This is a genomic window from Sphingobacterium sp. 1.A.4 (assembly GCF_002734245.1).
Taxonomy (GTDB): Bacteria; Bacteroidota; Bacteroidia; order Sphingobacteriales; family Sphingobacteriaceae; genus Sphingobacterium; species Sphingobacterium tenebrionis.
Genome location: NZ_PEAZ01000080.1, coordinates 1 through 22,440 on the forward strand (window position 1 = coordinate 1; position 22,440 = coordinate 22,440).

18 protein-coding genes and 1 pseudogene are annotated in these 22,440 nt (G+C 44.2%); 16 read left to right on the forward strand and 3 right to left on the reverse strand.

All coding sequences use genetic code 11. The features are described 5' to 3' along the window. Both CRJ00_RS13775 and CRJ00_RS13780 read right to left on the reverse strand, forming a co-directional pair. Positions 1–257, reverse strand: a 257-nt coding sequence (locus CRJ00_RS13775) for a hypothetical protein (protein WP_373560881.1), incomplete at its 3' end; no start/stop codon positions are given. 102 nt (positions 258–359) lie between these two features. Further along, positions 360–836: a hypothetical protein gene (locus CRJ00_RS13780; protein ID WP_134776829.1), complete on the reverse strand. Its 477-nt coding sequence runs from the start codon at positions 834–836 to the stop codon at positions 360–362. A gap of 212 nt (positions 837–1,048) precedes the next feature. Between CRJ00_RS13780 and guaB the strand changes: the two genes are divergently transcribed. Together guaB and nhaA are read left to right on the forward strand one after the other, a co-directional pair. Then, on the forward strand, positions 1,049–2,524 hold the full coding sequence (gene guaB, locus CRJ00_RS13785; protein WP_099367351.1) for an IMP dehydrogenase: 1,476 nt from the start codon (positions 1,049–1,051) through the stop codon (positions 2,522–2,524). Between the two features lie 221 nt (positions 2,525–2,745). Further along, the gene (gene nhaA, locus CRJ00_RS13790; protein WP_099367352.1) at positions 2,746–3,915 is read left to right on the forward strand and encodes a Na+/H+ antiporter NhaA; all 1,170 of its coding nucleotides are present in this window, start codon (positions 2,746–2,748) and stop codon (positions 3,913–3,915) included. Positions 3,916–3,923: 8 nt separating this feature from the next. On the opposite strand, the gene CRJ00_RS13795 is transcribed toward nhaA, so the two are convergent. Continuing rightward, a complete protein-coding gene (locus CRJ00_RS13795; RefSeq protein WP_099367353.1) occupies positions 3,924–4,778 on the reverse strand; it encodes a helix-turn-helix domain-containing protein in 855 nt (284 codons plus the stop codon). A gap of 132 nt (positions 4,779–4,910) precedes the next feature. Between CRJ00_RS13795 and fucP (CRJ00_RS13800) the strand changes: the two genes are divergently transcribed. From fucP (CRJ00_RS13800) to CRJ00_RS13865, 14 genes and pseudogenes are all read left to right on the forward strand, one after another. Continuing rightward, positions 4,911–6,164, forward strand: coding sequence for an L-fucose:H+ symporter permease (gene fucP, locus CRJ00_RS13800; protein WP_099367354.1), 1,254 nt, complete (start codon positions 4,911–4,913; stop codon positions 6,162–6,164). 5 nt (positions 6,165–6,169) lie between these two features. Then, the gene (locus CRJ00_RS13805; protein WP_099367355.1) at positions 6,170–6,505 is read left to right on the forward strand and encodes an L-rhamnose mutarotase; all 336 of its coding nucleotides are present in this window, start codon (positions 6,170–6,172) and stop codon (positions 6,503–6,505) included. A gap of 5 nt (positions 6,506–6,510) precedes the next feature. Continuing rightward, positions 6,511–8,175: a UxaA family hydrolase gene (locus CRJ00_RS13810; RefSeq protein ID WP_099367356.1), complete on the forward strand. Its 1,665-nt coding sequence runs from the start codon at positions 6,511–6,513 to the stop codon at positions 8,173–8,175. Positions 8,176–8,209: 34 nt separating this feature from the next. Then, the gene (locus CRJ00_RS13815) at positions 8,210–8,974 is read left to right on the forward strand and encodes an SDR family NAD(P)-dependent oxidoreductase (protein WP_099367357.1); all 765 of its coding nucleotides are present in this window, start codon (positions 8,210–8,212) and stop codon (positions 8,972–8,974) included. Between the two features lie 121 nt (positions 8,975–9,095). Then, positions 9,096–9,953 carry a fumarylacetoacetate hydrolase family protein gene (locus tag CRJ00_RS13820; protein WP_099367358.1) on the forward strand — a complete coding sequence of 286 codons (858 nt, stop codon included), beginning with the start codon at positions 9,096–9,098 and terminating at the stop codon, positions 9,951–9,953. Positions 9,954–9,964: 11 nt separating this feature from the next. Beyond that, positions 9,965–10,795 carry an amidohydrolase family protein gene (locus CRJ00_RS13825; RefSeq protein ID WP_099367359.1) on the forward strand — a complete coding sequence of 277 codons (831 nt, stop codon included), beginning with the start codon at positions 9,965–9,967 and terminating at the stop codon, positions 10,793–10,795. Positions 10,796–10,801: 6 nt separating this feature from the next. Continuing rightward, positions 10,802–11,590: an SDR family oxidoreductase gene (locus CRJ00_RS13830; RefSeq protein WP_099367360.1), complete on the forward strand. Its 789-nt coding sequence runs from the start codon at positions 10,802–10,804 to the stop codon at positions 11,588–11,590. Between the two features lie 385 nt (positions 11,591–11,975). After that, on the forward strand, positions 11,976–13,142 hold the full coding sequence (locus CRJ00_RS13835; protein ID WP_099367361.1) for a glycoside hydrolase family 172 protein: 1,167 nt from the start codon (positions 11,976–11,978) through the stop codon (positions 13,140–13,142). Between the two features lie 6 nt (positions 13,143–13,148). Beyond that, on the forward strand, positions 13,149–14,399 hold the full coding sequence (locus tag CRJ00_RS13840; RefSeq protein ID WP_218962223.1) for a DUF6786 family protein: 1,251 nt from the start codon (positions 13,149–13,151) through the stop codon (positions 14,397–14,399). 5 nt (positions 14,400–14,404) lie between these two features. After that, a complete protein-coding gene (locus CRJ00_RS13845; protein ID WP_099367362.1) occupies positions 14,405–16,168 on the forward strand; it encodes an L-fucose isomerase in 1,764 nt (587 codons plus the stop codon). Between the two features lie 5 nt (positions 16,169–16,173). After that, positions 16,174–17,508, forward strand: coding sequence for an L-fucose:H+ symporter permease (gene fucP / locus CRJ00_RS13850; RefSeq protein ID WP_099367363.1), 1,335 nt, complete (start codon positions 16,174–16,176; stop codon positions 17,506–17,508). A gap of 6 nt (positions 17,509–17,514) precedes the next feature. Next, a complete protein-coding gene (locus CRJ00_RS13855; protein ID WP_099367364.1) occupies positions 17,515–19,164 on the forward strand; it encodes a ribulokinase in 1,650 nt (549 codons plus the stop codon). A gap of 142 nt (positions 19,165–19,306) precedes the next feature. Next, positions 19,307–22,168 (forward strand): SusC/RagA family TonB-linked outer membrane protein, encoded by a 2,862-nt coding sequence (locus tag CRJ00_RS13860; protein WP_099367365.1) that lies wholly within the window; start codon positions 19,307–19,309, stop codon positions 22,166–22,168. Positions 22,169–22,250: 82 nt separating this feature from the next. After that, positions 22,251–22,440: pseudogene (locus CRJ00_RS13865) on the forward strand (IS5/IS1182 family transposase); the annotation flags it as partial.

Genomic DNA, 22,440 nt, shown 5'->3' on the forward strand with positions numbered 1-22,440 from the left:
CTCATCCCGTCCTGGACCGCCCTGATCACTGAACGCTTCAGCTCGGTGGTATACCGCTTTGGCCCAATGGGCTGTCGCCCGAACTTCTTCATCCAGCGGATAAGGCTCAGTTCGGACACGCCGTACTGTTCCATCAGGTCCCGGCGAGGGACCCCAAGTTCGATCTGATCCAGCATGTGGAGGATCAGACGCTTGTCGAATGGCTGCTTCTTACTGGTCCGCTCCGCGAACTCAAACTCTCTTTCTATTGTTTCCATACACTTTGTTTTTGTGTATAGCTTTTTTAGGATTGGACAAACCGACCTTTTAAAACAAAAATGGCGGCCATTGGCCGCCATTTGTTTTTCTTTTTGGTAGACTTATTTCAATACGAATTTCACACCGAAAGTGAAACCACCGCCATCGAAACCAGTGTCATTATTCAAACCTAAGTATGGTTTGTAGTCTAAGTGCATAGCGATTGGAATAGTAGGGATTTTGTACTCTAAACCAACTTGAGGACGGATACCGAAGCTAGTAGAAGAGTTACCATCGTGACTCCAGATACCAACTTGAGCACCAACACCCGCATACCATGCTAAACCGTCTGCATTAGGGATAGCTTTTTCATATTGCCAATCTGCTCCGAAAGAAACCCAGTGGTTACGGAATGCAGCCTGCAATTGTAAAGCTGAAACATTTGTTAATGCTGTTTTGTACTGAATACCTACGTTTGAACCATCATAACCGTCGAAAACGATACCCAATGCTGATTTGTAAGGTGTTTGAGCTTGCGCTTCGTTAGCAGCAAATGTTAAAGCTGAAACTGCAAATAGAGATAAAAATAATTTTTTCATGTGAATTAATTTATGTTTTCCATTAACCATACATTATCAAAATGTGAATATTGTACAGTTATTTCATGTCAATCTAAGCAAATAGTTTGCCAAAAAACAGCAAAACTAATTTTAATGTCATTTAATTCGTTTCGGCCTTTTATTTATTTTGCTAAAATCAGAGATTTTCCGTAGATTTGCCTCGCAAATAGGAAACCCCATTAATATTTGCTATGCAATTAGATCCACAAAAATTCGTACAAGAAGGACTTACCTACGACGATGTACTTTTGATTCCAGCTTATTCTGAAATATTGCCTCGTGACGTAGACACCAGTACCTTTCTAACTAAAAAAATCAAATTAAACATCCCTTTGGTGTCCGCAGCGATGGACACTGTAACTGGAGCTGATCTTGCGATCGCGATCGCGCAGGCTGGTGGTATTGGGATGCTACATAAAAATATGACGATCGCAGAACAAGCTGCGGAAGTTCGCAAGGTTAAGCGCTCGGAGAGCGGTATGATCCAAGATCCTGTTACCTTATTGGAGACAGCGACAGTGGGTGATGCCTTCCAGATCATGCGTGACCATAAGATCGGTGGTATTCCAGTGATCAACCTGGAAGCCAAATTGGTAGGGATTGTGACCAACCGTGACCTTCGTTTCCAAAAGGATATGGCAAGACCGATCAGTGAGCTGATGACCAAAACAAATTTGGTAGTTGCTCCAGAAGGTACTGACTTGATCAAGGCGGAGGAAATCCTACAGAACCACAAAATTGAAAAATTACCGGTAGTTGATACCAATGGGATGCTTAAAGGATTGATTACCTTTAAGGATATCCAAAAATATAAGCATTACCCAAATGCGGCTAAGGACGAACATGGAAGATTGTTGGTTGGTGCAGCAGTAGGTGTAACGGCTGATACCATCGAACGTGTGGATGCCTTGGTGAAGGCTGGGGTAGATGTGATCACGATCGATACGGCCCATGGACATTCTTTGGGTGTAGTTAATAAATTAAAAGAAGTTAAGTCAAAATATCCGGACCTACAGGTTATCGTAGGTAATATCGCTACGGGAGATGCGGCTAAAATGTTGGCTGATGCTGGTGCCGATGCTGTTAAAGTAGGTATTGGTCCAGGTTCGATCTGTACTACCCGTATTATTGCAGGTGTTGGTGTTCCTCAATTATATGCTGTATACGAAGTGGCAAAAGCATTGAAAGGAACTGGAGTTCCTTTGATCGCTGATGGAGGGATCAAACAAACAGGTGATATCGCCAAAGCTATTGCAGCAGGAGCTCACACGATTATGGCAGGTTCTTTATTTGCCGGCGTAGAGGAAGCACCTGGAGAGACCATCTTGTTGGAAGGCCGTAAATTTAAGTCCTACCGCGGAATGGGATCAGTGGAAGCTATGGAAAAAGGTTCCAAAGACAGGTATTTCCAGGATGTGGAAGACGATATCAAAAAATTGGTGCCTGAAGGTATTGTTGGCCGTGTTCCATATAAAGGTACATTGGCTGAGGTGGTTTACCAATATATTGGTGGATTGCGTGCTTCCATGGGTTATTGTGGGGCAGCAACCATCGAAAAATTACAAGAAGCTAAATTTGTGCGTATCACAGGAGCTGGATTGAGAGAGTCTCATCCTCACAATATCCAGATCACCAAAGAAGCGCCAAATTATAACAGTAGAGGTTAACCTTACTTTATAAAAGGGGATTTTCAAAGGCCATAGCATTTTGCTATGGCCTTTTTGTTTGGTTATATCATGGATATTAAATTATAGATATTATCTATGCAATAATTCTGATGTATGCTAAGGAGATTCCATATTTTAGCCGTATTCGAGAGTAAATCGAATAATCTACCTCAAAATATATAAATAAAATTTATAGGATAATTAACTATTAAGGAAACAGTATGGCAAAATTGATTAATCTGAATGCATTCAAAAATTTCTTCCAATCGAGTAATGCAGGGGGTATTCTCTTATTCATCTGTGTGATATTTTCCATGATCGTGGCGAATTCACCGCTGGCAGGATCGCTCCAGACCTTGTTGGACCGACAGCTGGGATTTGAAAACGAGAGCATCCACCTCCGGTATTCCGTATTGTTATGGATTAATGATGGATTAATGGCCATATTCTTTTTGTTGGTAGGTCTGGAAATCAAAAGGGAAATTGTGGAGGGGGAGCTTTCTTCGCCTAAAAAGGCCTCATTACCTATTTTGTGTGCGATTGGTGGTGCCGTTGTTCCGGCATTGATCTATGTAGGCTTTAATGCAGGTCAAGAAACAGCTAGTGGTTGGGGAATTCCGATGGCGACCGATATAGCCTTTGCACTGGCTGTGATCGGTATGTTGGGGAAACAGGTGCCAAGTAGCCTGAAGATCTTTTTGGCGGCTTTGGCCATCGTAGATGATTTGATCGCTATTTTGGTTATCGCATTTTTCTATTCCTCTGGTATCGAAGTGTCTTATCTGCTATACGCCTTAGGTGGTCTGTTGATCCTGATCATCATGAACCGATTAAATATACAGAATCCTTATCTATACCTTATTCCGGGTGTATTCATCTGGTATTTTATCCATCATTCCGGTATTCACGCTACCATAGCAGGGGTTTTGGTGGCTATGACCATCCCGACAAACGATACGGATGTAGAATCTCCATTGGAAAGATTGGAGCATGCCCTGAGCAAACCGGTGAACTTCCTGATCATTCCGCTTTTTGCCTTTGCCAATACCAATATCACCTTGGAAAGCGAAATGATCGGCGGTCTGACCTCTTCCTTAGGTTTGGGTATTTCTTTGGGATTATTGCTTGGAAAACCAGTCGGTATTCTACTGACTTCCTACCTATGTACGAAATTAAAGTTGAGCAGCTTGCCGGAAGGAAGTACTTGGCGTCATGTATTGGGGGTAGGGCTATTGGCAGGTATCGGTTTTACCATGTCCATTTTCATCGCGATCCTCTCGTTTAAGGATCCGTTGAGTATTTCAGAAGCAAAACTATCCATTTTGATCACTTCCTTATTGGCGGGTATCATTGGTTTCATGGTATTGAAATCCAAGAAAACATATGCGTAAACGTCCTGTTATGCCTGTCTGAACTGCAATGGGGTCTGTCCGATGATGCTTTTAAAGTTTTTGTGGAAGCTCACAAAATTATTGAAACCACTATCGTAACAGATTTCCTTCAGGGATAGTTTGCTGTTCCTCAGCTGACTGCAGGCATGGGAAATGCGTAATTCTGTAATGAACTGAACCGGCGTCTTGCCGGTTTTTTGTTTGAAATACCGGCAGAAAGAGTTTTCGGTCAATCCAGCCAATCCTGCCAGATCCGCTAATTTGATCTTTTGCTTATAGTTTTCCCGCAGGTATTCCATCAAACTGTTCATCCGGAACTGGTCTTCCGATTGATGGAGTATGGAATAATTTTCGGAGGTAAGCTCTTCTTTTGGGCTGTTCTGCATCAGGCTAAGGAATTTCAGGAACGCGATGAAGCGATCCAAGCCTTGGTTGACCAGCATGTGCTCGAATAGGGGTTGGATTGCCGTATAAGAATTTGAATCAAAAAAATATCCGCGTTCGGATTGATCGATCAGGGTTTTGATTTCAAGCAGTTCGGGTGTGGAAAAGAACCGTTCGATGCCGAGATCTTTTTTGAAGTGGATGACCAGGCAATCAATAGCATGAGGTTCTGGATTGTCCACAACATCCTCTTCAAAGAGCCAATAATGGGCAATCTGCGCAGGTATAAGAACCGTTTCTCCAGGTTGAACAGGTTTTATCCTGTCTCCGATAAAAAGTGTCCCAGAGCCTTTTAAAATGTGTACAATTTCCAGCTCATCGTGGTAATGCCATATCTGATGATGCCGCGGAGCATAATCTCTTCGGATCTGGAAACTTTCGTTGTACTGCTTGGGAACTTCGAGCTGCTTGATGATCATAATTGACTAATTTATTCATTTTTTATCAATATCATTCGCATCAAATGATAATATAGTTTATAAAAAAGGTAATTTTCTTCACTCCATTCTGCAATTTAATCGCTTATTTAGGTCTTCCAATAAAAACCATCTATGAGCAAAGCAAATAATACATTGGCTATTATCTTAATCACATCCCTGTTCTTCTTTTGGGGATTTATCCATAACCTGGATCCGATTTTGATTGCGCATCTTCGGAGCGCGTTCAGTCTGAGCCATTTACAGGCTTCACTGATCGATTCGGCCGTTTTTGTGGCTTATTTCGTCATGGCCATACCCGCAGGGATTTTCATGAAAAAATATGGGTACAAAACCGCCATCTTGATCGGTTTGTTATTATTTGCTGTCGGTTGTTTCCTGTTCGTACCTGCCGCCAATACCATGAGTTATCTGTTCTTTCTGATGGCGTTATTTGTCTTGGCTTGTGGGATCACGATCCTGGAAACTGCAGCCAATCCTTATATGACCGTTCTAGGGGATCCGAGCAAAGCTACCCAACGGTTGAATTTTGCCCAGTCTTTCAATGGTTTGGCTTCCTTTGTTGCTCCTTTATTGGGCGGGTACATTATTTTGGCAAAACCACCATTAAGCCATGAGGAAGTTGCTGCGTTGGATGAAACAGCCAGAACGGCCTATATCCAGGCCGAAACGGCTATTGTAAAAGGGCCTTATATCGTATTGGGCTGTGTTATTTTATTGGCGGCTTTGTTGTTTGCCCTGATCAAACTCCCTGAAGCAAAAGAGGAGGGGGATTCCAATGCCAGTGTATGGTCCGCATTCCGTCATAAGAATGTGCGTTGGGCCGTGATTGCCCAATTCTTCTATGTGGGTGCCCAGATCTGTGTGTTGAGCTTTATCATTCTCTTTGCTACGGAGGTAGCTGGGATACAGGCTTTTGATGCGAAAGATTATGCCGCTATCGCTGGTCTTTTGATCGTTATCGGTCGTTTCTTGGGCACTTTTCTGATGCGTTATATCCTGCCATCCAAATTGTTGTTGATCTATGCGGTGATAGCCTGTATCTTAACACTGATCAGTATATTCGCTTCGGGCATGGTTGCGCTCTATAGCATGGTGGCGATCGCCTTTTTCATGTCCATCATGTTCCCAACGATATTTGCGATGGGGGTGGAAGGAATCGGCGGGGATACCAAATCGGCATCCAGTCTGATCATCATGGCGATTGTTGGTGGTGCCATTTTTCCGCCCTTATTAGGCTATATTTCGGATAGCACCGGCCATATGCAATATGGGTATTTTGTTATTTTAGTTTGTTTCTTTGTGGTGGTCTTGTTTGCCCTGAACAATAAATCTGGCGAACAGGTCATCTCCACCAAAAATCATTAATGGGTATGAAGAATAGAAAATATGCTTTAGCACTGGATCTGGTAAATGATCCAGTTCTGATTAAGGAATATGAGACCTACCATGAGCGGATTCCTACGGAAATCCAGCAATCGATACAGGATGCTGGGGTAATATCCATGCAGATATATCGTTTTGAAAATAGGTTATTTATGATCATGGAGGTAGATGATCAGTTTAGTTTCGAGCGCAAAGGGGAAATGGATGCCCAGAACCCGCATGTGCAGGATTGGGAATCCTTGATGTGGAAATACCAGCTGGCCATTCCGGGCGCAAAACCAGGAGAGAAATGGGTATTAATGGATAAAATATTTGAGTTATAGATATCATGAATAAAAAGAATGTAGCGTACTTGCAGATTCATCCGAAGGATAATGTGCTGGTTGCGCTTAGGGACCTTTCGGAGGGTGAATCGATCGGATTTGGAGGAAAGGAATTCTCCCTTCGCCAAGCGGTGAAAGCGAAACATAAATTTACGTTAAACCCCATGTTGAAGGACGAGGAGGTGTATATGTATGGGGTTTTGGTAGGGAAGGTTAATGAAGATCTTTTGGAAGGAACATTGCTGAGCACCGAGAACCTCCGGCATGCTGCGGAGCCATTCAAACTGGCTGCCCGTAAGTTGGATTGGGAAAGGCCTGATGTGTCCGCCTTTGAAGGTCGGACTTTCCAGGGATTTCATAGAAGTAATGGTACCGTAGGTACGGCCAATCATTGGTTGGTTATCCCATTGGTTTTCTGCGAGAATAGAAATGTATTGACACTGAAGACTGCTTTGGAGGAGAAACTGGGTTATCAGGTGCAATCAAAGGATTATTCCAATGAAGTAGACCACCTGATCGAACGATATAAGGCTGGCGCTTCCGTAGATGACCTGTTGAACTTGGATCTGAGTGCTGGAACCATCAACCAGGAGCAGAAAAGATTATTCCCGAATGTGGATGGGGTTAAATTCCTGAACCATGATATGGGATGCGGCGGTACCAGAATGGATTCAGATGCCCTTTGTGGCCTCTTAGCAGGTTATATTACCCATCCGAATGTGGCCGGGGCAACCGTATTGAGTTTGGGATGCCAACATGCACAAGCTTCCATTCTGAAGGCAGAAATCCTAAAACGTCACCCCCATTTTGACAAACCTTTATATGTTTTTGAACAACAATTGGAAGGAACCGAGCAGGATTTGATGCAGAAGGCCATTAAAGCTACTTTCTCGGGATTGGTGCAGGCCGATCAACTGAAAAGGGAACCTGCGGGTTTGGATAAACTATGCATCGGCTTGGAATGTGGTGGATCGGATGGATTCTCCGGTATCTCCGCCAATCCTACTTTGGGGTATATTTCCGACATGCTGATCAGTTTAGGCGGATCGGTTATCCTATCGGAATTCCCGGAACTATGTGGGGTGGAGCAAGAGTTGAGCGATCGTTGCCTGAACGAGGAAATGGCGGAACGGTTCATGCAGTTGATGAAGGTATACAATGCTAAGGCAGAGGCAGATGGTTCAGGTTTCTACATGAACCCTTCACCTGGAAATATCCGTGATGGATTGATCACAGATGCCATAAAATCGGCCGGAGCAGCCAAAAAAGGTGGTACATCGCCGGTTACTGCGGTAGTGGACTATCCGGAATTGGCCAATCAAAAAGGCTTGAATCTTTTATGCACACCGGGAAATGATGTGGAAAGTACCACGGCTGAAGTTGCAGCTGGTGCCAATGTTGTCCTGTTCACGACCGGTTTGGGTACTCCTACTGGAAACCCGATTGCTCCGGTGATCAAGGTATCCTCCAATACCAAAATCTATGAGAAAATGGCGGACATCATCGACCTGAACTGCGGGACGATTATCGATGGGGAGGAAAGTATTGCCGAAGCAGCCCACCGGATCCTGGACTATGTGATACAGGTGGCAAGTGGCGAAATAAAAGCGAAAGCGGTGTTGATGGGTCAGGATGATTTCATTCCTTGGCGTCGTGGAGTTTCGCTTTAATTAGGTGTTGTAATAAAATTAAAATTAAATAGTTATGTCTAAAATAAAAGACAAAATAGCGTTGGTAACCGGAGGCGGAAGTGGTATTGGCAGAGCAATTTCGGAATTGTTCGGTGCAGAAGGTGCCCATGTCCATATCTTGGATTTAAATGCCGAAGGAGCCGAAGCGACGAAAGCAGCAATCGAATCCAAAGGAGGGAAATGCGATATTCATATTGGCAATGTTTCGATCCAACAAGAGGTTATTGATATCGTGGCGAAGATCGGGCGAGTGGATATATTAGTGAACAATGCAGGTATCGCCCATGTAGGGGATCTGGAACACTGCGCGGAAGCTGATTTCGATAGGGTTTATCAGGTGAATGTTAAAGGAGCTTATAATGCCTTGTATGCGGTAATTCCAGCTATGAAAGCCAATGGCGGAGGTGCCATCCTCAATTTGGCATCCATTGCAGCCGTAGTAGGCATCAGCGATCGTTTTGCCTATTCCATGAGCAAAGGGGCTATCTATGCCATGAACCTTTCCGTAGCCCGGGATTATATGGCCTATAACATCCGATCAAATTCGATATCGCCAGCCCGCGTGCATACACCATTTGTTGATGGTTTCATCGCCAAAAATTACCCTGGGCAAGAAGTGGAAATGTTCGATAAACTATCCAAATCCCAACCCATCGGCCGCATGGGACAACCAGCCGAAATCGCTAAATTGGCCTTGTTCCTATGTTCAGATGACGCTGCCTTTATCACTGGAAATGACTACCCTATAGATGGCGGGTTCATCAAGTTGAATAATTGATGGTAGATAATAGATAATAGATAATAGATTTTAGACAATAGACAACAAACAATAGAAATTAGGTGATAAGTAACAGACCATAGATCTAACTACTTAATACTAACTACTAAATACTAAAAAAATGAGACTAATAAAATACGGTGAGGCAGGAAAAGAGCAGATAGGTGTACATATCGATGGCAAGAATTATGATGTTTCTGCATTTGGAGGGGATTATGATGAATCCTTTTTCGCAGAGAATGGTTTGGCACGATTGGAAGAGTTTGTGAAGGCCAATGAAGGGGAGTTGATTGAGTTGCCGGCGGATGTGCGTCTGGGGGCTCCATTTGCAAGACCATCGAAAATTGTATGCATTGGCTTGAATTATAGAGACCATGCTGAGGAAACCGGGGCTAAGATTCCGGAAGAACCGATCATCTTTATGAAATCCACCACGGCATTGATCGGCCCGAATGATGAGGTGATGATCCCTAGAAACTCTGTTAAAACCGATTGGGAAGTGGAATTCTGTATCGTGATCGGTAAAAAGGCAAGTTACGTGGAAGAAAGTGAAGCCTTGGATTATGTGGCAGGTTATGTGCTGCACAATGATGTTTCCGAAAGGGAATATCAGTTGGAAAGAGGGGGAACCTGGGATAAGGGTAAAGGTTGTGATACCTTTGCGCCGATGGGGCCATTCATGACCACAGCGGATGAGATTCCGGATATCAATAAGGTGGCACTTTGGTTAAAAGTAAATGACAAGGTGTACCAGAATGGAAATACATCGAACCTGATCTTTAAGGTGCCGGCTTTGGTTTCTTATGTTTCGCAGTTTATGACCTTATTACCTGGGGATGTGATCTCAACAGGTACGCCTGCAGGTGTAGGACTGGGCTTTAACCCAGCGATATACCTGAAACCTGGGGATGTGATGGAACTGGGAGCAGATTATTTAGGAGTGCAACGCCAAACGGTGGTTGCCTATGAAAGAAAATAAAATGGATAGGTATGAGGATTGATGCACATCAACATTTTTGGTTATATGAGCCGGTAAAGGATGCCTGGATTACTTCAGAGATGGAGGTGATCCAACGGAATTTCCTTCCGAACGATATTGGTCAGACCTTAAAAAACAATGGTTTTGACGGTGTTGTGGCGGTCCAAGCGGATCAAAGCATCCGGGAGACGGAGTTTTTATTGGAGCTTTCCCAGGTCTATGCATTGATCAAGGGAATCGTAGGTTGGGTAGACCTGCAATCGGAGCAGGTTGAAGAGCAGTTGAACCATTTTAAGCAGTTTCCGAAGGTTAAAGGGTTCAGGCATATTGTGGAAGGCGAATCCGACCCGGATTACCTACATAAGGATGCTTTTCTGAGAGGGATTGCCGCATTGACCCAATATGGTTATACCTATGACCTCTTGATCAAGCCTTGGCATTATGAAAGTACCCTGAAATGTGTAGCAGCCAATCCAAATCAAGCATTTATGCTGGATCATATCGCCAAACCTCCGATCAAAAGCCAGGAATTCAGCGATTGGGCAGCGTTCATTGAAAAATTGGCGGCCCATCCGAATGTACATTGTAAAGTATCGGGGCTGGGAACAGAGGCCGATTGGAAACATTGGAAACTGGATCATTTTACCCAGTATATTGCCCATGTGGTTCAATGTTTTGGAAAAGATAGGCTGGTTTTTGGATCAGATTGGCCAGTATGTTTATTGGCGGGATCTTTCGAGGATACCATCCATATTGTGTCCGACAAATTAACTGATTTTAGCCCAGAGGAATTGGCTGGTTTCTGGGGCAATAATGCCGTAAAATTCTATGGTTTAACCTAATTGCATATGGATTTAGAATTAAAAGATAAAGTAGTCTTAGTTACCGGAGGAGCGAAAGGAATAGGGAAAGGGATTGTGATGGCATTGGCCGAAGAAGGCGCGATTCCAGTGATTGTAGGCAGAAAAGATAAAGATAACGAGGCGGTTAAAGCAGAAGTTGAGGCCTTGGGCGGAAAAGCTTTGGCGGTTCAGGCTGAACTGGGTAGGCCAGAAGAGTGTAGAGCTGCTGTGGATAAGGTCATGGAAGTTTTTGGAAGGATAGATGGCTTGGTCAATAATGCTGGATTAAACGATGGCGTGAGCTTGGCGACCGGAACTTATGAAGACTTTGTGCAATCCCTGCACAACAGTCTGATCCACTATTTTTTGATGGCACAGTATAGCCTTCCTGCTTTGAAGGCCTCCAAAGGAAGTATCCTGAACATCAGCTCCAAGACCGCAGAGACGGGACAAGGAGGGACCTCTGGTTATGCAGCGTCCAATGGAGGTAGGAATGCATTGACCAGGGAGTGGGCAGTAGAATTGCTGAAAGATGAAATCCGCGTGAATGCCATTGTGGTGGCAGAAAGCATGACCCCGCAATACGAAAGTTGGATTCAGACCTTGGATAACCCGGAAGAAACATTGGAAAAGATTACCGATCGGATCCCCTTTCAGAACAGAATGACGACAGTGGAAGAAATTGCGGATATGGCGATATTTCTGTTGTCGAATAGGTCTAGCCATACCACCGGACAATTGATTCATGTGGATGGGGGCTATGTGCATCTGGACAGGGCATTGATCAAGGAATAACAGCTTACATTCGAAGCATTTAACACAGGAACTAAAAATCCTTTGTTGCAAAATCCATAAGAAAACGATCTTATGGATTTTTTTTGCTTTAAAATCTTATTCCTAGGTGCTTAGAACTTATTTTTTCAAGAAATTATTGAAAAATGATAAAAAAATATTTTTCTTTTAATCGATTAAGCATTATACTTGTATGAATTATAAACTGATCAATACCGAAATTTTATTTTAATTGTAAGCTGCTGATCCCCTATTTGTTAGCTAATCGCTTAAACGTTTAAACAGAATTTGTTGTTTTAATTTTTGCAAAAACATATTAGCAAAACAAAAAAGGTTTAAATTGAAAAGAAAAATAACCAGTTACCGAAAATCAACTAATCAATAAGACATGAAAATTAAACTTTTGATTGCCTCCTTATTATTCACTGGACTTGTTTATGGTCAGAAGGAGCAGAAATTTAATGGGGTGGATATGAACCTCGGCACCTTGTCCCGCTTATCTGATGCCAAGACCCGTTCCATCAGTCCGGAGAACTTTACCGGAGAGAAAGGAAAAGGGGGGATGGCAGATCCCACAAAACATGCTGGTCAGCCAAATGTGGCCAATGCACACCATGCTTCCCGGGAATTAGGGGTGGGCTGGAAGGTTAATCCCTTTATCACCATTAAACCTGGAGAAACCTTCACCATGGCAGAGATCAACGAATCAGGTGTTATCCAACATATCTGGATGACCCCAACTGGAAATTGGAACCATACCATATTCCGGATCTATTGGGATGGCGAAAGCACGCCATCGGTAGAGTCTCCGGTAGGACCTTTTTTTGGAATGGCCTGGAACCGTTTTGCTCCGTTAAATTCGTTGGCTATGACCGTAAATCCGGGAAGTGCCTTCAATTCCTATTGGAAGATGCCTTTCCGCAAAAGTTGTAAGATTACCATGGAGAATATCAGTGCCGATCCGATGAACCTGTATTATCAAATCGATTATGCCTTGACAGAAGTGGATGCTAATGAAGGTTATTTCCATGCGCAGTATCGTCGTTCTAACCCCACTACTGGAGCCCTGCATACCATCATTGATGGTGTCAAAGGGAAAGGACAGTACGTTGGAACCTATTTGGGAGTCGGTGTGAACAACATAGGCTGGTGGGGAGAAGGCGAGATCAAATTTTTTATGGATGGCGATAAGGATTATGCCACTATTGTCGGTACCGGATTGGAGGATTATTTTTGCGGGTCCTATAATTTTGAGAATAAGGCTACCCGTCAATATCAGGAATACTCCACAGCTTATGCCGGATTACATCAGGTCATCCGTCCGGATGGGCTATATGAATCGCAGCAACGGTTCGGGATGTATCGCTGGCATATCATGGATCCCGTACGTTTTGAAGGTGATCTGAAGGTCACCATCCAAGATCTGGGCTGGCGTTCTGAAGGACGGTATCTGCCACAAAAATCAGATATGATATCCGTGGCCTTCTGGTACCAGTCCGAGCCACATCAGAAATTCCCGAATCTTCCAGTAAAAAATGATCTAGAAGTAAATTAAAAGAGCATGAGACATCCGATAGCAATTGGTATTCTCTTCGGAATAACCGTGTTGGTGGCAGCTTGCCAACAAAAAACAGGAAAAACGACCGAAAATCAGCAAGACAGTATGAAAGTAAGCTATGAAAAAGGAAGCTTTGGCTATGATCTGGATTTCTTAAACAAGTATGATTCCGTCATCTTATTGCAGAACGAAAGTGGATTGGGCCAAATCATTGTTTCCGCGAAATATCAAGCAAAGGTTTTTACTTCCACAGCCAATGGGGCGGAGGGTAAAAGTTTTGGCTGGGTCAATTATAAGGCTTTTGATGCCGCATTAGATCCGCATATGAATGCTTATGGTGGCGAAGACCGCTTATGGTTGGGCCCCGAAGGAGGACCATTTTCTCTGTATTTCAAAAAGGATACGGAGATGGTTTTCGAAAATTGGAAGACTCCAGCTGCGATTGATACCGAAGCCTGGGATCTGGTCGCAGCAGACAGCAAAGAAGTCAACATGGAGAAACGCAGTGTGATAACTAATTATAAAGGTACGCCTTTGGATATCAAGCTCCAACGCAAGGTGCGGATATTGGAAAATGCCGAGGTTGAAATGGAATTAGGCATCAGTTTGAGCCCAGGTTTGAAATCGGTTGCTTTTACTACCCAAAATACCATTAGCAATGTAGGCTCAGCCGCTTGGACAAAAGAAACTGGTGCACCCTGCCTTTGGAACCTGGATATGTTCAACCCGTCCGATTCAACGGTCATCCTGATTCCGTATCAGGAAAACGCCAGTGGAAAGGTTGCTACAACCGATTATTTTGGGGAGATTCCAACAGACAGAATCGTCTATAAACAAGGGGTATTGTTCTTTAAGGCCGATGGGAAATCCCGCGGTAAATTAGGACTTACAGCACAGCGCGCTAAGCAGATTGCCGGAAGTTATGACCTGGAAAGTGGCGTGTTGACCATTACCAAATACAGTTTAGATCCTTCAAAAACCTACTTGAACCAGGAATGGACCACCAAAAAGGATGCTTTTGTGGGAGATGCTGTCAATGCCTACAACGATGGGCCTTTAGCAGATGGTGGGCAGATGGGGCCATTCTATGAGATCGAAAGTGTATCTCCTGCAGCTTTTTTAAAGCCGAACGAAAGCCTCACGCATCAGCATGCCGTTTATCACTTTATGGGCGATAATAAGGAGATCAATCAATTGATCAAAAGTTTATTCCAGATAGAAATCAACGATATCCGTACAGCCTTCAAAAATTAACACATATGAACAATTATCCTAAAATCGGAATCCGTCCAATCATTGATGGTCGCTGGGGAGGAATCAGGGAGTCTTTGGAGGATACAACCATGAATATGGCGAAAGCCGTCGCACAGTTATTTGAACAAGAATTAAAGTATTTAGACGGGACACCCGTATCCTGCGTCATCGCTGATAGTTGTATCGGTGGGGTGAAAGAAGCAGCGGATTGCCAGGAGAAATTCGATAGGGAACAGGTCGGTGTTTCACTTTCTGTAACCCCATGCTGGTGTTATGGCTCCGAAACAATGGACATGGACCCTTTACGTCCCAAAGCAATTTGGGGCTTTAATGGAACAGAACGTCCAGGCGCAGTATACCTTGCTGCAACCGTTGCGGCACATAACCAGAAAGGCCTGCCAGTTTTCAGTATTTATGGACATGATGTACAAGACCTTGGAGATGCCAGCATCCCCGATGATGTCAGAGAAAAATTATTGGCATTTGCCAAAGCCGGGCTTGCTGTAGCCTTTTTAAGGGGCAAAAGTTACCTTTCCATTGGTTCGGTATCAATGGGGATTGTCGGTTCTATCGTCAATGCGGAATTCTTTCAGGAGTACCTGGGAATGCGCAATGAATATGTGGATTCGACGGAAGTACTCCGCAGAATTCAACTGGGAATATACGATGAACAAGAATTTGAAAGAGCCATTGCTTGGACCAAGGAGCATTGCCAGGAGGGCGAGGATTTCAATCAAACACATAAGGTAAAAAGCCGCCAAGAAAAGGATGAGGACTGGGAGTTTGTGGTCAAAATGACCATGATTATCCGAGACCTCATGCAAGGGAATCCAAAATTGGCGGAAATGGGCCATGCCGAGGAGGCGATGGGGCATCATGCATATATTTCCGGTTTCCAAGGCCAAAGGCAATGGACAGACTTCCTGCCGAATGGCGATTTCTCGGAAGCCATGCTGACCTCTTCCTTCGATTGGAACGGTATCCGCGCACCGTATATGGTCGCTACGGAGAACGATTCCTTAAATGGAGTTTCCATGGCCTTTAATCATCTACTCACCAATACCGCCCAGATTTTTGCTGATGTAAGGACCTACTGGAGCCCAACTGCCGTCGAGCGGGTAAGCGGATGGCAACCGGAAGGAAGAGCCAAAGATGGCTTTATCCACCTGATCAATTCAGGTGCGGCTACCTTGGATGGTTCTGGACGACAATCAAAAGATGGGCAAGCAGCCATTAAACCCTATTGGGAAATCTCCCAGCAAGAGGTGGAAGATTGCCTGGATGCCACAACCTGGTATCCTGCAAATCGGGATTACTTCCGCGGTGGTGGATATTCCTCCAACTTTTTGAGCAAAGGCGGTATGCCAGTGACCATGTGCCGGATTAACCTGATCAAAGGTTTAGGCCCGAGCTTACAACTGGCCGAAGGATGGACCATAGACCTTCCAGAAGAAGTGCATCAATTATTAAACGATAGGACAGATAAAACTTGGCCTACCACCTGGTTTGTCCCGCGTACTATGGGGAAAGGGGCTTTCCGTGACGTATATTCTGTGATGGCCAACTGGGGATCCAATCATGGCGCCATCAGCTATGGGCATATCGGTGCAGACCTGATTACCATGGCATCCATGCTCCGTATTCCGGTTTGTATGCATAATGTTGCGGAAGATAAAATATTTAGACCAGCTACCTGGGCAGCATATGGTATGGATCCAGAAGGATCCGATTACCGCGCTTGCCAAGCCTTTGGACCATTATACCGTTAAGCAACATGGAAACTAAAAAGAAATCATTATTTACAGACGATCAGGGTAATCGACTACTTATACCTTTCCTGTTCATATGCAGTTTGTTCCTGCTATGGGGTTTTGCCCATGGATTTTTGGATGTATTGGATAAACATTTCCAAGACCTGCTTCATGTGTCTAAGGCACAGTCGGGTTTTGTACAGTTTTCCCTTTACATCGGTTATTTAGCCATGGCCATCCCTGCGGGATTATTCATCAAACGCTATGGATACCAAAAGGGGATAATCTTTGGGCTGGTTTTATTTGCACTGGGAGCTTTTATGTTCTATCCAGCAGCAAAATTAGCAGCCTTTATCCCTTTTTTAACCGCCTTATTTGTTATTGCCTGTGGTTTGGCGTTTTTGGAAACAGCCGCCAATCCCTATTCCATTGTTCTGGGATCGAAGGAAGGTGCCGCCAGAAGGATCAATATTTCCCAATCATTTAATGGTTTGGGATGGATCTTAGGCCCGCTCATTGGTGGTTTAATGATCTTTGGCACCGAAGCAGAAGGGGAACATGATAAATTTGACTCTCTTGTAACCCCATATTTGGCCATAGGTTGTATTGTGGTGGTCGTCGCTTTGGTCTTTCTGATCATCAAGCTGCCCGAAATAAAAGAGAAAAAAGAGGGCGGCGAAATGGAGGAGAACCCGCCGATGCGCCGACTTCTCAAACATCCGGTTTTTATTTTTGCGGTCATCGCGCAATTCCTTTATGTGGCAGCACAAACGGGAACAAATTCCTTTTTCATCAATTATGTGATTGATGCGATCCACGATCTACGAACGCCAATAGCCGGTATCATGGAGCATCTGGGTTACTTTGGGGAATTTTTTATGCCCAAGAACAACGAACAGGCCGCTTCCCTGATCCTCGCAATAGGAGGAATGGGTGCCTTCTGGATTGGTCGATTAACTGGATCTTATCTGATGAAATTTGTAGCACCACAACGATTGCTTGCCATTTATGCGGTAGTCAATATTATCCTAAACATTTTGGTATTCATGAACCTGGGCTGGCTTTCGGTAATTGCTTTGTTCAGCACCTACTTTTTCATGTCCATTATGTTCCCGACCATATTTGCTTTGGGGATCTCCAATTTGGGGACTTTGACCAAGAAAGGTTCCTCTTTTTTGGTTATGGCGGTTGCTGGAGGGGCATTTTGTCCACCCATCATGGGGCTGATCGCAGATCATAGTACCATGGCGAGAGGTTTTATCATTCCGGTGCTGTGCTATGTGGTCATTGCAGCATTTGCTATCTGGGGAGTTAGGAAGATAGAAGGAAAGTTAGATATGTCGAACCCAACACACTAAAGAGCTATGGAGAAGGGATATGTTATAGGCGTAGATTTCGGGACCGATTCGGTTCGAGCACTACTGGTAGATGCGGAGTCCGGAAAGGAGATGGGTGCTCATGTTTCCTTGTTTAAGCGCTGGCGGGAAGGAAAATATTGTCAACCGAACAAACATCAGTTTCGCCAGCATCCAATGGATTATATCGAATCCTTGGAAGCATGTCTGATGGGATGTTTGCAGGGACAACCTCAAGCGGTTAAAGACGCTGTATTGGCGATATCCATCGATGCGACGGGCTCAAGCCCAGTGGCAGTAGATGAAAAAGGAATGCCCTTAGCCTTACAGACGGAGTTCGCAGAAAATCCGAACGCCATGTTTTTCTTATGGAAGGACCATTCGGCCATTTCGGAGGCTATGGAAATCAATGAGAAAGCGAAGTTATTTGAAAAAGATTATTTAAGCCATGTTGGCGGAATGTATTCGGCAGAATGGTTCTGGTCAAAATTATTGTACGTTTTACGTCAGGATAGGGAAGTGGCAGAAGCCTGTTTTTCATGGGTGGAACAGAGCGATTGGCTTCCCTATTTTTTGACTGGAACCCAAGATGCCAACCGTATGAAACGAAATGTATGTGCGGCAGGGCATAAGGGCTTATGGGCAAAGGCCTTTGGCGGATTTCCGCCCTTGGCATTTTTCGAACATATAGACCCAGTATTAACCCGGATTTACCAAAGCTTACCGAAGGATTTATATTCTGCGGATGAAGTTGCTGGCAATCTCTCCAAGGAATGGGCTGAAAAATTGGGCCTATCCACATCCGTTAAGGTGGGAGTAGGCGCCATTGATGCCCATGTAGGTGCTATTGGGGCTGAAATTCAGCCAGGCGTACTCTGTAAAGTGATGGGAACTTCCACTTGCGATATGTTGGTGATTTCCCAAGATGAATTGGATGGGAAATTGGTCAAAGGAATCTGTGGACAGGTAGAAGGATCGATCGTACCGGGACTTGTCGGCCTGGAAGCTGGGCAATCTGCTTTTGGGGATGTGTTCAGCTGGTACAGAGACTTGCTCCTTTTTTCGATCAAAGAATTGGATCTGGATGAAAACATTGCAGAAACATGGAAAGATCATCTATTACGGCGATTAGCTGAAAAGGCCGAAAGCCGACCGGTAGAACTTCATAATCCCATTTCGCTGGATTGGTTCAATGGGCGAAGAACACCTTACGTAGATCCACATGCCAAAGGTGCGATGGTAGATCTACATTTAGGTTCGGATGCGGTCAGTTTGTTCCAGAGTTTGGTGGAAGCCACCTGTTTCGGATCGCGCGCCATAGTGGATGATATGGAAAAACAGGGAGTAGAAATACATTCGGTGACCGCCATTGGCGGTATAGCCAAAAAATCCAGCTATGTGATGCAGACCTTGGCCAATGTATTGCAAAGGCCCATTCAGGTGCATCAATCGTTGGAAACCTGCGCCTTAGGAGCCTGCATGTTGGCGGCTACCCTTGCCGGTATCCATCAGAATCTTCAAGAAGCCATGGCGAAGATGGGATTGGGATTTGAGAAAACATTCCTACCCGATGAATCCCTAAAAACGATTTACGAAGATAGGTATCAACGCTATCAACAGATTGGAAATGAACTATACAACAGAAATAGACCTATATAAACAGTTAAAAACAAAAAAAACCATATGACAGCTAGGCTCTCATATGGCTGATGAAAATTATCAATTTATTAATCATTAAATAAAAGATAGGTTCGGTCTGGACAATCTTGCCTATCGATTATTAATAACCAATTTCTAATATATGGAAAAAAGATCTCGCTTGTCTTTTCAGTTGCGTGTTTTTCTCCTTTTCTCGATTCTTTTAAGTAATAGTGGAAATTGTTTTTCGTTCGGAAAACATATCGCTTCGATCTCCACCTATTACCAGCAGCAATCTTGGGTTTTGAATGGACTGGTTACCAATGAGAAAGGTGAACCCTTAGTTGGTGCTAGTGTGCTGGTCAAAGGCACAAATCGTGGGACAAAAACAGATAATGAAGGCAAGTTTATCCTCGAAATTTCAGCTGAAACAGAACAGCTGTTGGTCTCCTACCTGAGTTATACCAGTCAGGAAATAACCGTAGGAAGCCGTAGAACCATCACAATCGCCATGGAGCCCAATCTAAAGGAACAGCAGGTGAACGAGGTAGTGGTCGTTGGGTTTGGAACACAGAAGAAAATCACGGTTACTGGTGCTATTTCGGAAGTTCCTGTTCAGAATATCCAACGGATATCCACACCCTCCTTATCGAATTCTTTAGCGGGCAGTATGCCGGGTATTGTTACCCGACAGAGCTCCGGAGAACCGGGGTATGATGGTGCCGCCATCTTCATACGAGGTTTTGGAACCTGGGAAAACCGATCACCGCTGATTTTGGTGGATGGCGTAGAACGTGACCTCAACAATATCAATACCCAAGAAATTGAAAGTTTCTCCATTTTAAAGGATGCTTCCGCTACAGCGGTATATGGTGTCCGTGGAGCAAATGGGGTAATCCTGATCACCACAAAAAGAGGGAAATTAGGAAAACCTTCGGTGGTATTCCGTACGGAGAATGCCCTGCTTACTGCTCAACGCCTACCGAAATACATCGATGGTCCACAATATGCCGGGTTGATCAATGAAGCCCAATTGAATGAAGGGAAGAATCCGATCTATTCGCAATTGGAACTGGAGGCATTTGCCGATGGTAGAAACCCCTATCTATACCCTAATGTAGATTGGGTAAATACCATCTTAAAAGAAAATACCTTCCAGACCATCAATAACTTAGCGGTTACCGGTGGTAGTGAAATCATCCAATATTATACCAATGTGGGATACACCGTACAGAACGGTATCTACAAACAGGATCCGGATAATTTCTGGAACAATAATGCCCAGATGCAGCGCTATAATTTTAGATCCAATGTGGATATCAAGTTATCAGAATCCATTGCTTTGCAATTGGGGCTTGGGGGAATCATCCAACGGGGTAATTACCCAGGAAGATCCGCTCCGGATATTTTCAGGGCATTGAAAATAACCAGCCCGATCAACTTCCCGATCACCAATCCGGATGGGTCGATCGCCGGCGGACAGACTTCTTATCTCCAAGAAAATCCCTATGGATTGGTCGTTCGGTCGGGTTATAGTACACAGGATAGAAATACCCTGCAGGGAACATTTGGTGGTAAATGGGATCTTTCCAAACTACTGACTCAAGGCTTGTCCCTGCGCGGTCTGTTTTCCTATGACCATTATTACCAAGGATGGAACGATCGTTTCAAGCCCTATCGAATCCGACAATATCTGGGTTTAGGCACCAATGGGGAAGAATTATACCGAAACCCGGATATTCGTGAAGAAGGAGCTATGGGTTATGGATCAGGTAGTTCCTCGAATCGGGCATATTACTCTGAAGCCAGTCTGAACTATAACCGTTCCTTTCAGGAGGCGCATAATGTAACGGCCATGTTCCTGTACAACCAACGGGATTATGTACACCTAACGGCAGGGACCAGTTTGGCGAACCTTCCATTTCGTCGTCGAGGATTTGCCGGACGTTTGACCTATGATTACAAAATGCGTTATCTCTTGGAGCTGAATGCAGGGTATAATGGATCGGAGAACTTTCCGAAAGGAAAGCGTTATGGCTTTTTCCCGTCCGTAGCCGCGGGGTGGGTGCTCAGCAATGAACCTTTCTGGAACAGTGAAATCATTAACCACCTGAAGATCCGTGGGTCTTATGGACAGGTCGGAAACGATCAGATTGGTGGTCGTCGATTCTTATTCCTGACCAACATCATTCGTGGTGGACAGGATTATCCATTTGGTGAACAACAGACCTGGTTGGCCGGTTATAATGAAGATCAGATCGGAAATGAAAATGTAACCTGGGAGGTTGCGAATAAAGCCAACCTGGGTTTGGATCTTCAGTTGTTTAATGGAAAAATAAACCTTCAGGTAGATGGTTTCCGGGAAAATAGGCAGGATATCCTATTGCAGCGTGGGGTGATCCCACGAGTGGCTGGTTATTATCCTTGGGTAATTCCTTATGCGAATTTAGGAAAGGCCGAGAACTACGGTATTGATGGATTATTGGAGGTGAAGCATACGACCCAGGCAGGGTTCTACTATAATTTCAGGGGAACCATGACCTATGCAAAAAGTATTCGGGTCAAGGATGATCTTCCGAATTACCTATACCCTTACCAAAATCCCATCGGGCATTTAATTGATCAGCCATTTGGATACATCTCCATGGGGATTTTCCAATCACAGGATGAAATCGATAATAGCCCTAGACAAACGTTCATCGAAAATGTGCAGCCTGGGGATATTAAATACATGGATGTAAATGGCGACGGTGTGATCGATATCTTCGATCGTGTTGCGATAGGATACCCAAGGACTCCACAATTTATTTATGGAGCTAACTTTACGGTGGCCTATAAAGGAGCGGAGTTAAGCCTCTTCTTTCAAGGGACTTCCAAAACCTCCATTTTTATCGATGGGCCTTCCATGTATCCTTTCCAGATGGGTTTAGGGACCTACAATATCCTACAGGAATATTATGATAATCGTTGGACCACAGAAAATCCCAACGGCAAATACGAGGGCACTGAAAAAGTCCCCTTTTAGAATGGGCTAAAAAAAGGAGTGGAAAACAACAGTTTTCTGCTCCTTTTTTCGTATCTTAAAGTAGGCTTTAACGGATATCAGGATGCTTTCTACCCAACAAAAAATTCAGTTCAGTTCCTATTCGGGATTGTACGATATCATTGTTCCAAAAGACAATCTACTTCGCAAAATCAACGATCTTATCGATTTCAGTTTTATACATGAGGAACTTTTGGAGAAGTATTGCCAGACCAATGGGCGTACAGCAGAGAGCCCCATCAAGATGTTCAAGT

Coding starts and splice junctions, on each gene's coding strand:
- CRJ00_RS13835 (WP_099367361.1), top strand. CDS start 11,976: ATGAAAATTAAACTTTTGATTGCCTCCTTATTATTCACTGGACTTGTT.
- CRJ00_RS13840 (WP_218962223.1), top strand. CDS start 13,149: ATGAGACATCCGATAGCAATTGGTATTCTCTTCGGAATAACCGTGTTG.
- CRJ00_RS13820 (WP_099367358.1), top strand. CDS start 9,096: ATGAGACTAATAAAATACGGTGAGGCAGGAAAAGAGCAGATAGGTGTA.
- CRJ00_RS13830 (WP_099367360.1), top strand. CDS start 10,802: ATGGATTTAGAATTAAAAGATAAAGTAGTCTTAGTTACCGGAGGAGCG.
- fucP (WP_099367363.1), top strand. CDS start 16,174: ATGGAAACTAAAAAGAAATCATTATTTACAGACGATCAGGGTAATCGA.
- CRJ00_RS13815 (WP_099367357.1), top strand. CDS start 8,210: ATGTCTAAAATAAAAGACAAAATAGCGTTGGTAACCGGAGGCGGAAGT.
- guaB (WP_099367351.1), top strand. CDS start 1,049: ATGCAATTAGATCCACAAAAATTCGTACAAGAAGGACTTACCTACGAC.
- CRJ00_RS13810 (WP_099367356.1), top strand. CDS start 6,511: ATGAATAAAAAGAATGTAGCGTACTTGCAGATTCATCCGAAGGATAAT.
- fucP (WP_099367354.1), top strand. CDS start 4,911: ATGAGCAAAGCAAATAATACATTGGCTATTATCTTAATCACATCCCTG.
- CRJ00_RS13805 (WP_099367355.1), top strand. CDS start 6,170: ATGAAGAATAGAAAATATGCTTTAGCACTGGATCTGGTAAATGATCCA.
- nhaA (WP_099367352.1), top strand. CDS start 2,746: ATGGCAAAATTGATTAATCTGAATGCATTCAAAAATTTCTTCCAATCG.
- CRJ00_RS13780 (WP_134776829.1), bottom strand. CDS start 836: ATGAAAAAATTATTTTTATCTCTATTTGCAGTTTCAGCTTTAACATTT.
- CRJ00_RS13845 (WP_099367362.1), top strand. CDS start 14,405: ATGAACAATTATCCTAAAATCGGAATCCGTCCAATCATTGATGGTCGC.
- CRJ00_RS13825 (WP_099367359.1), top strand. CDS start 9,965: ATGAGGATTGATGCACATCAACATTTTTGGTTATATGAGCCGGTAAAG.
- CRJ00_RS13855 (WP_099367364.1), top strand. CDS start 17,515: ATGGAGAAGGGATATGTTATAGGCGTAGATTTCGGGACCGATTCGGTT.
- CRJ00_RS13860 (WP_099367365.1), top strand. CDS start 19,307: ATGGAAAAAAGATCTCGCTTGTCTTTTCAGTTGCGTGTTTTTCTCCTT.
- CRJ00_RS13795 (WP_099367353.1), bottom strand. CDS start 4,778: ATGATCATCAAGCAGCTCGAAGTTCCCAAGCAGTACAACGAAAGTTTC.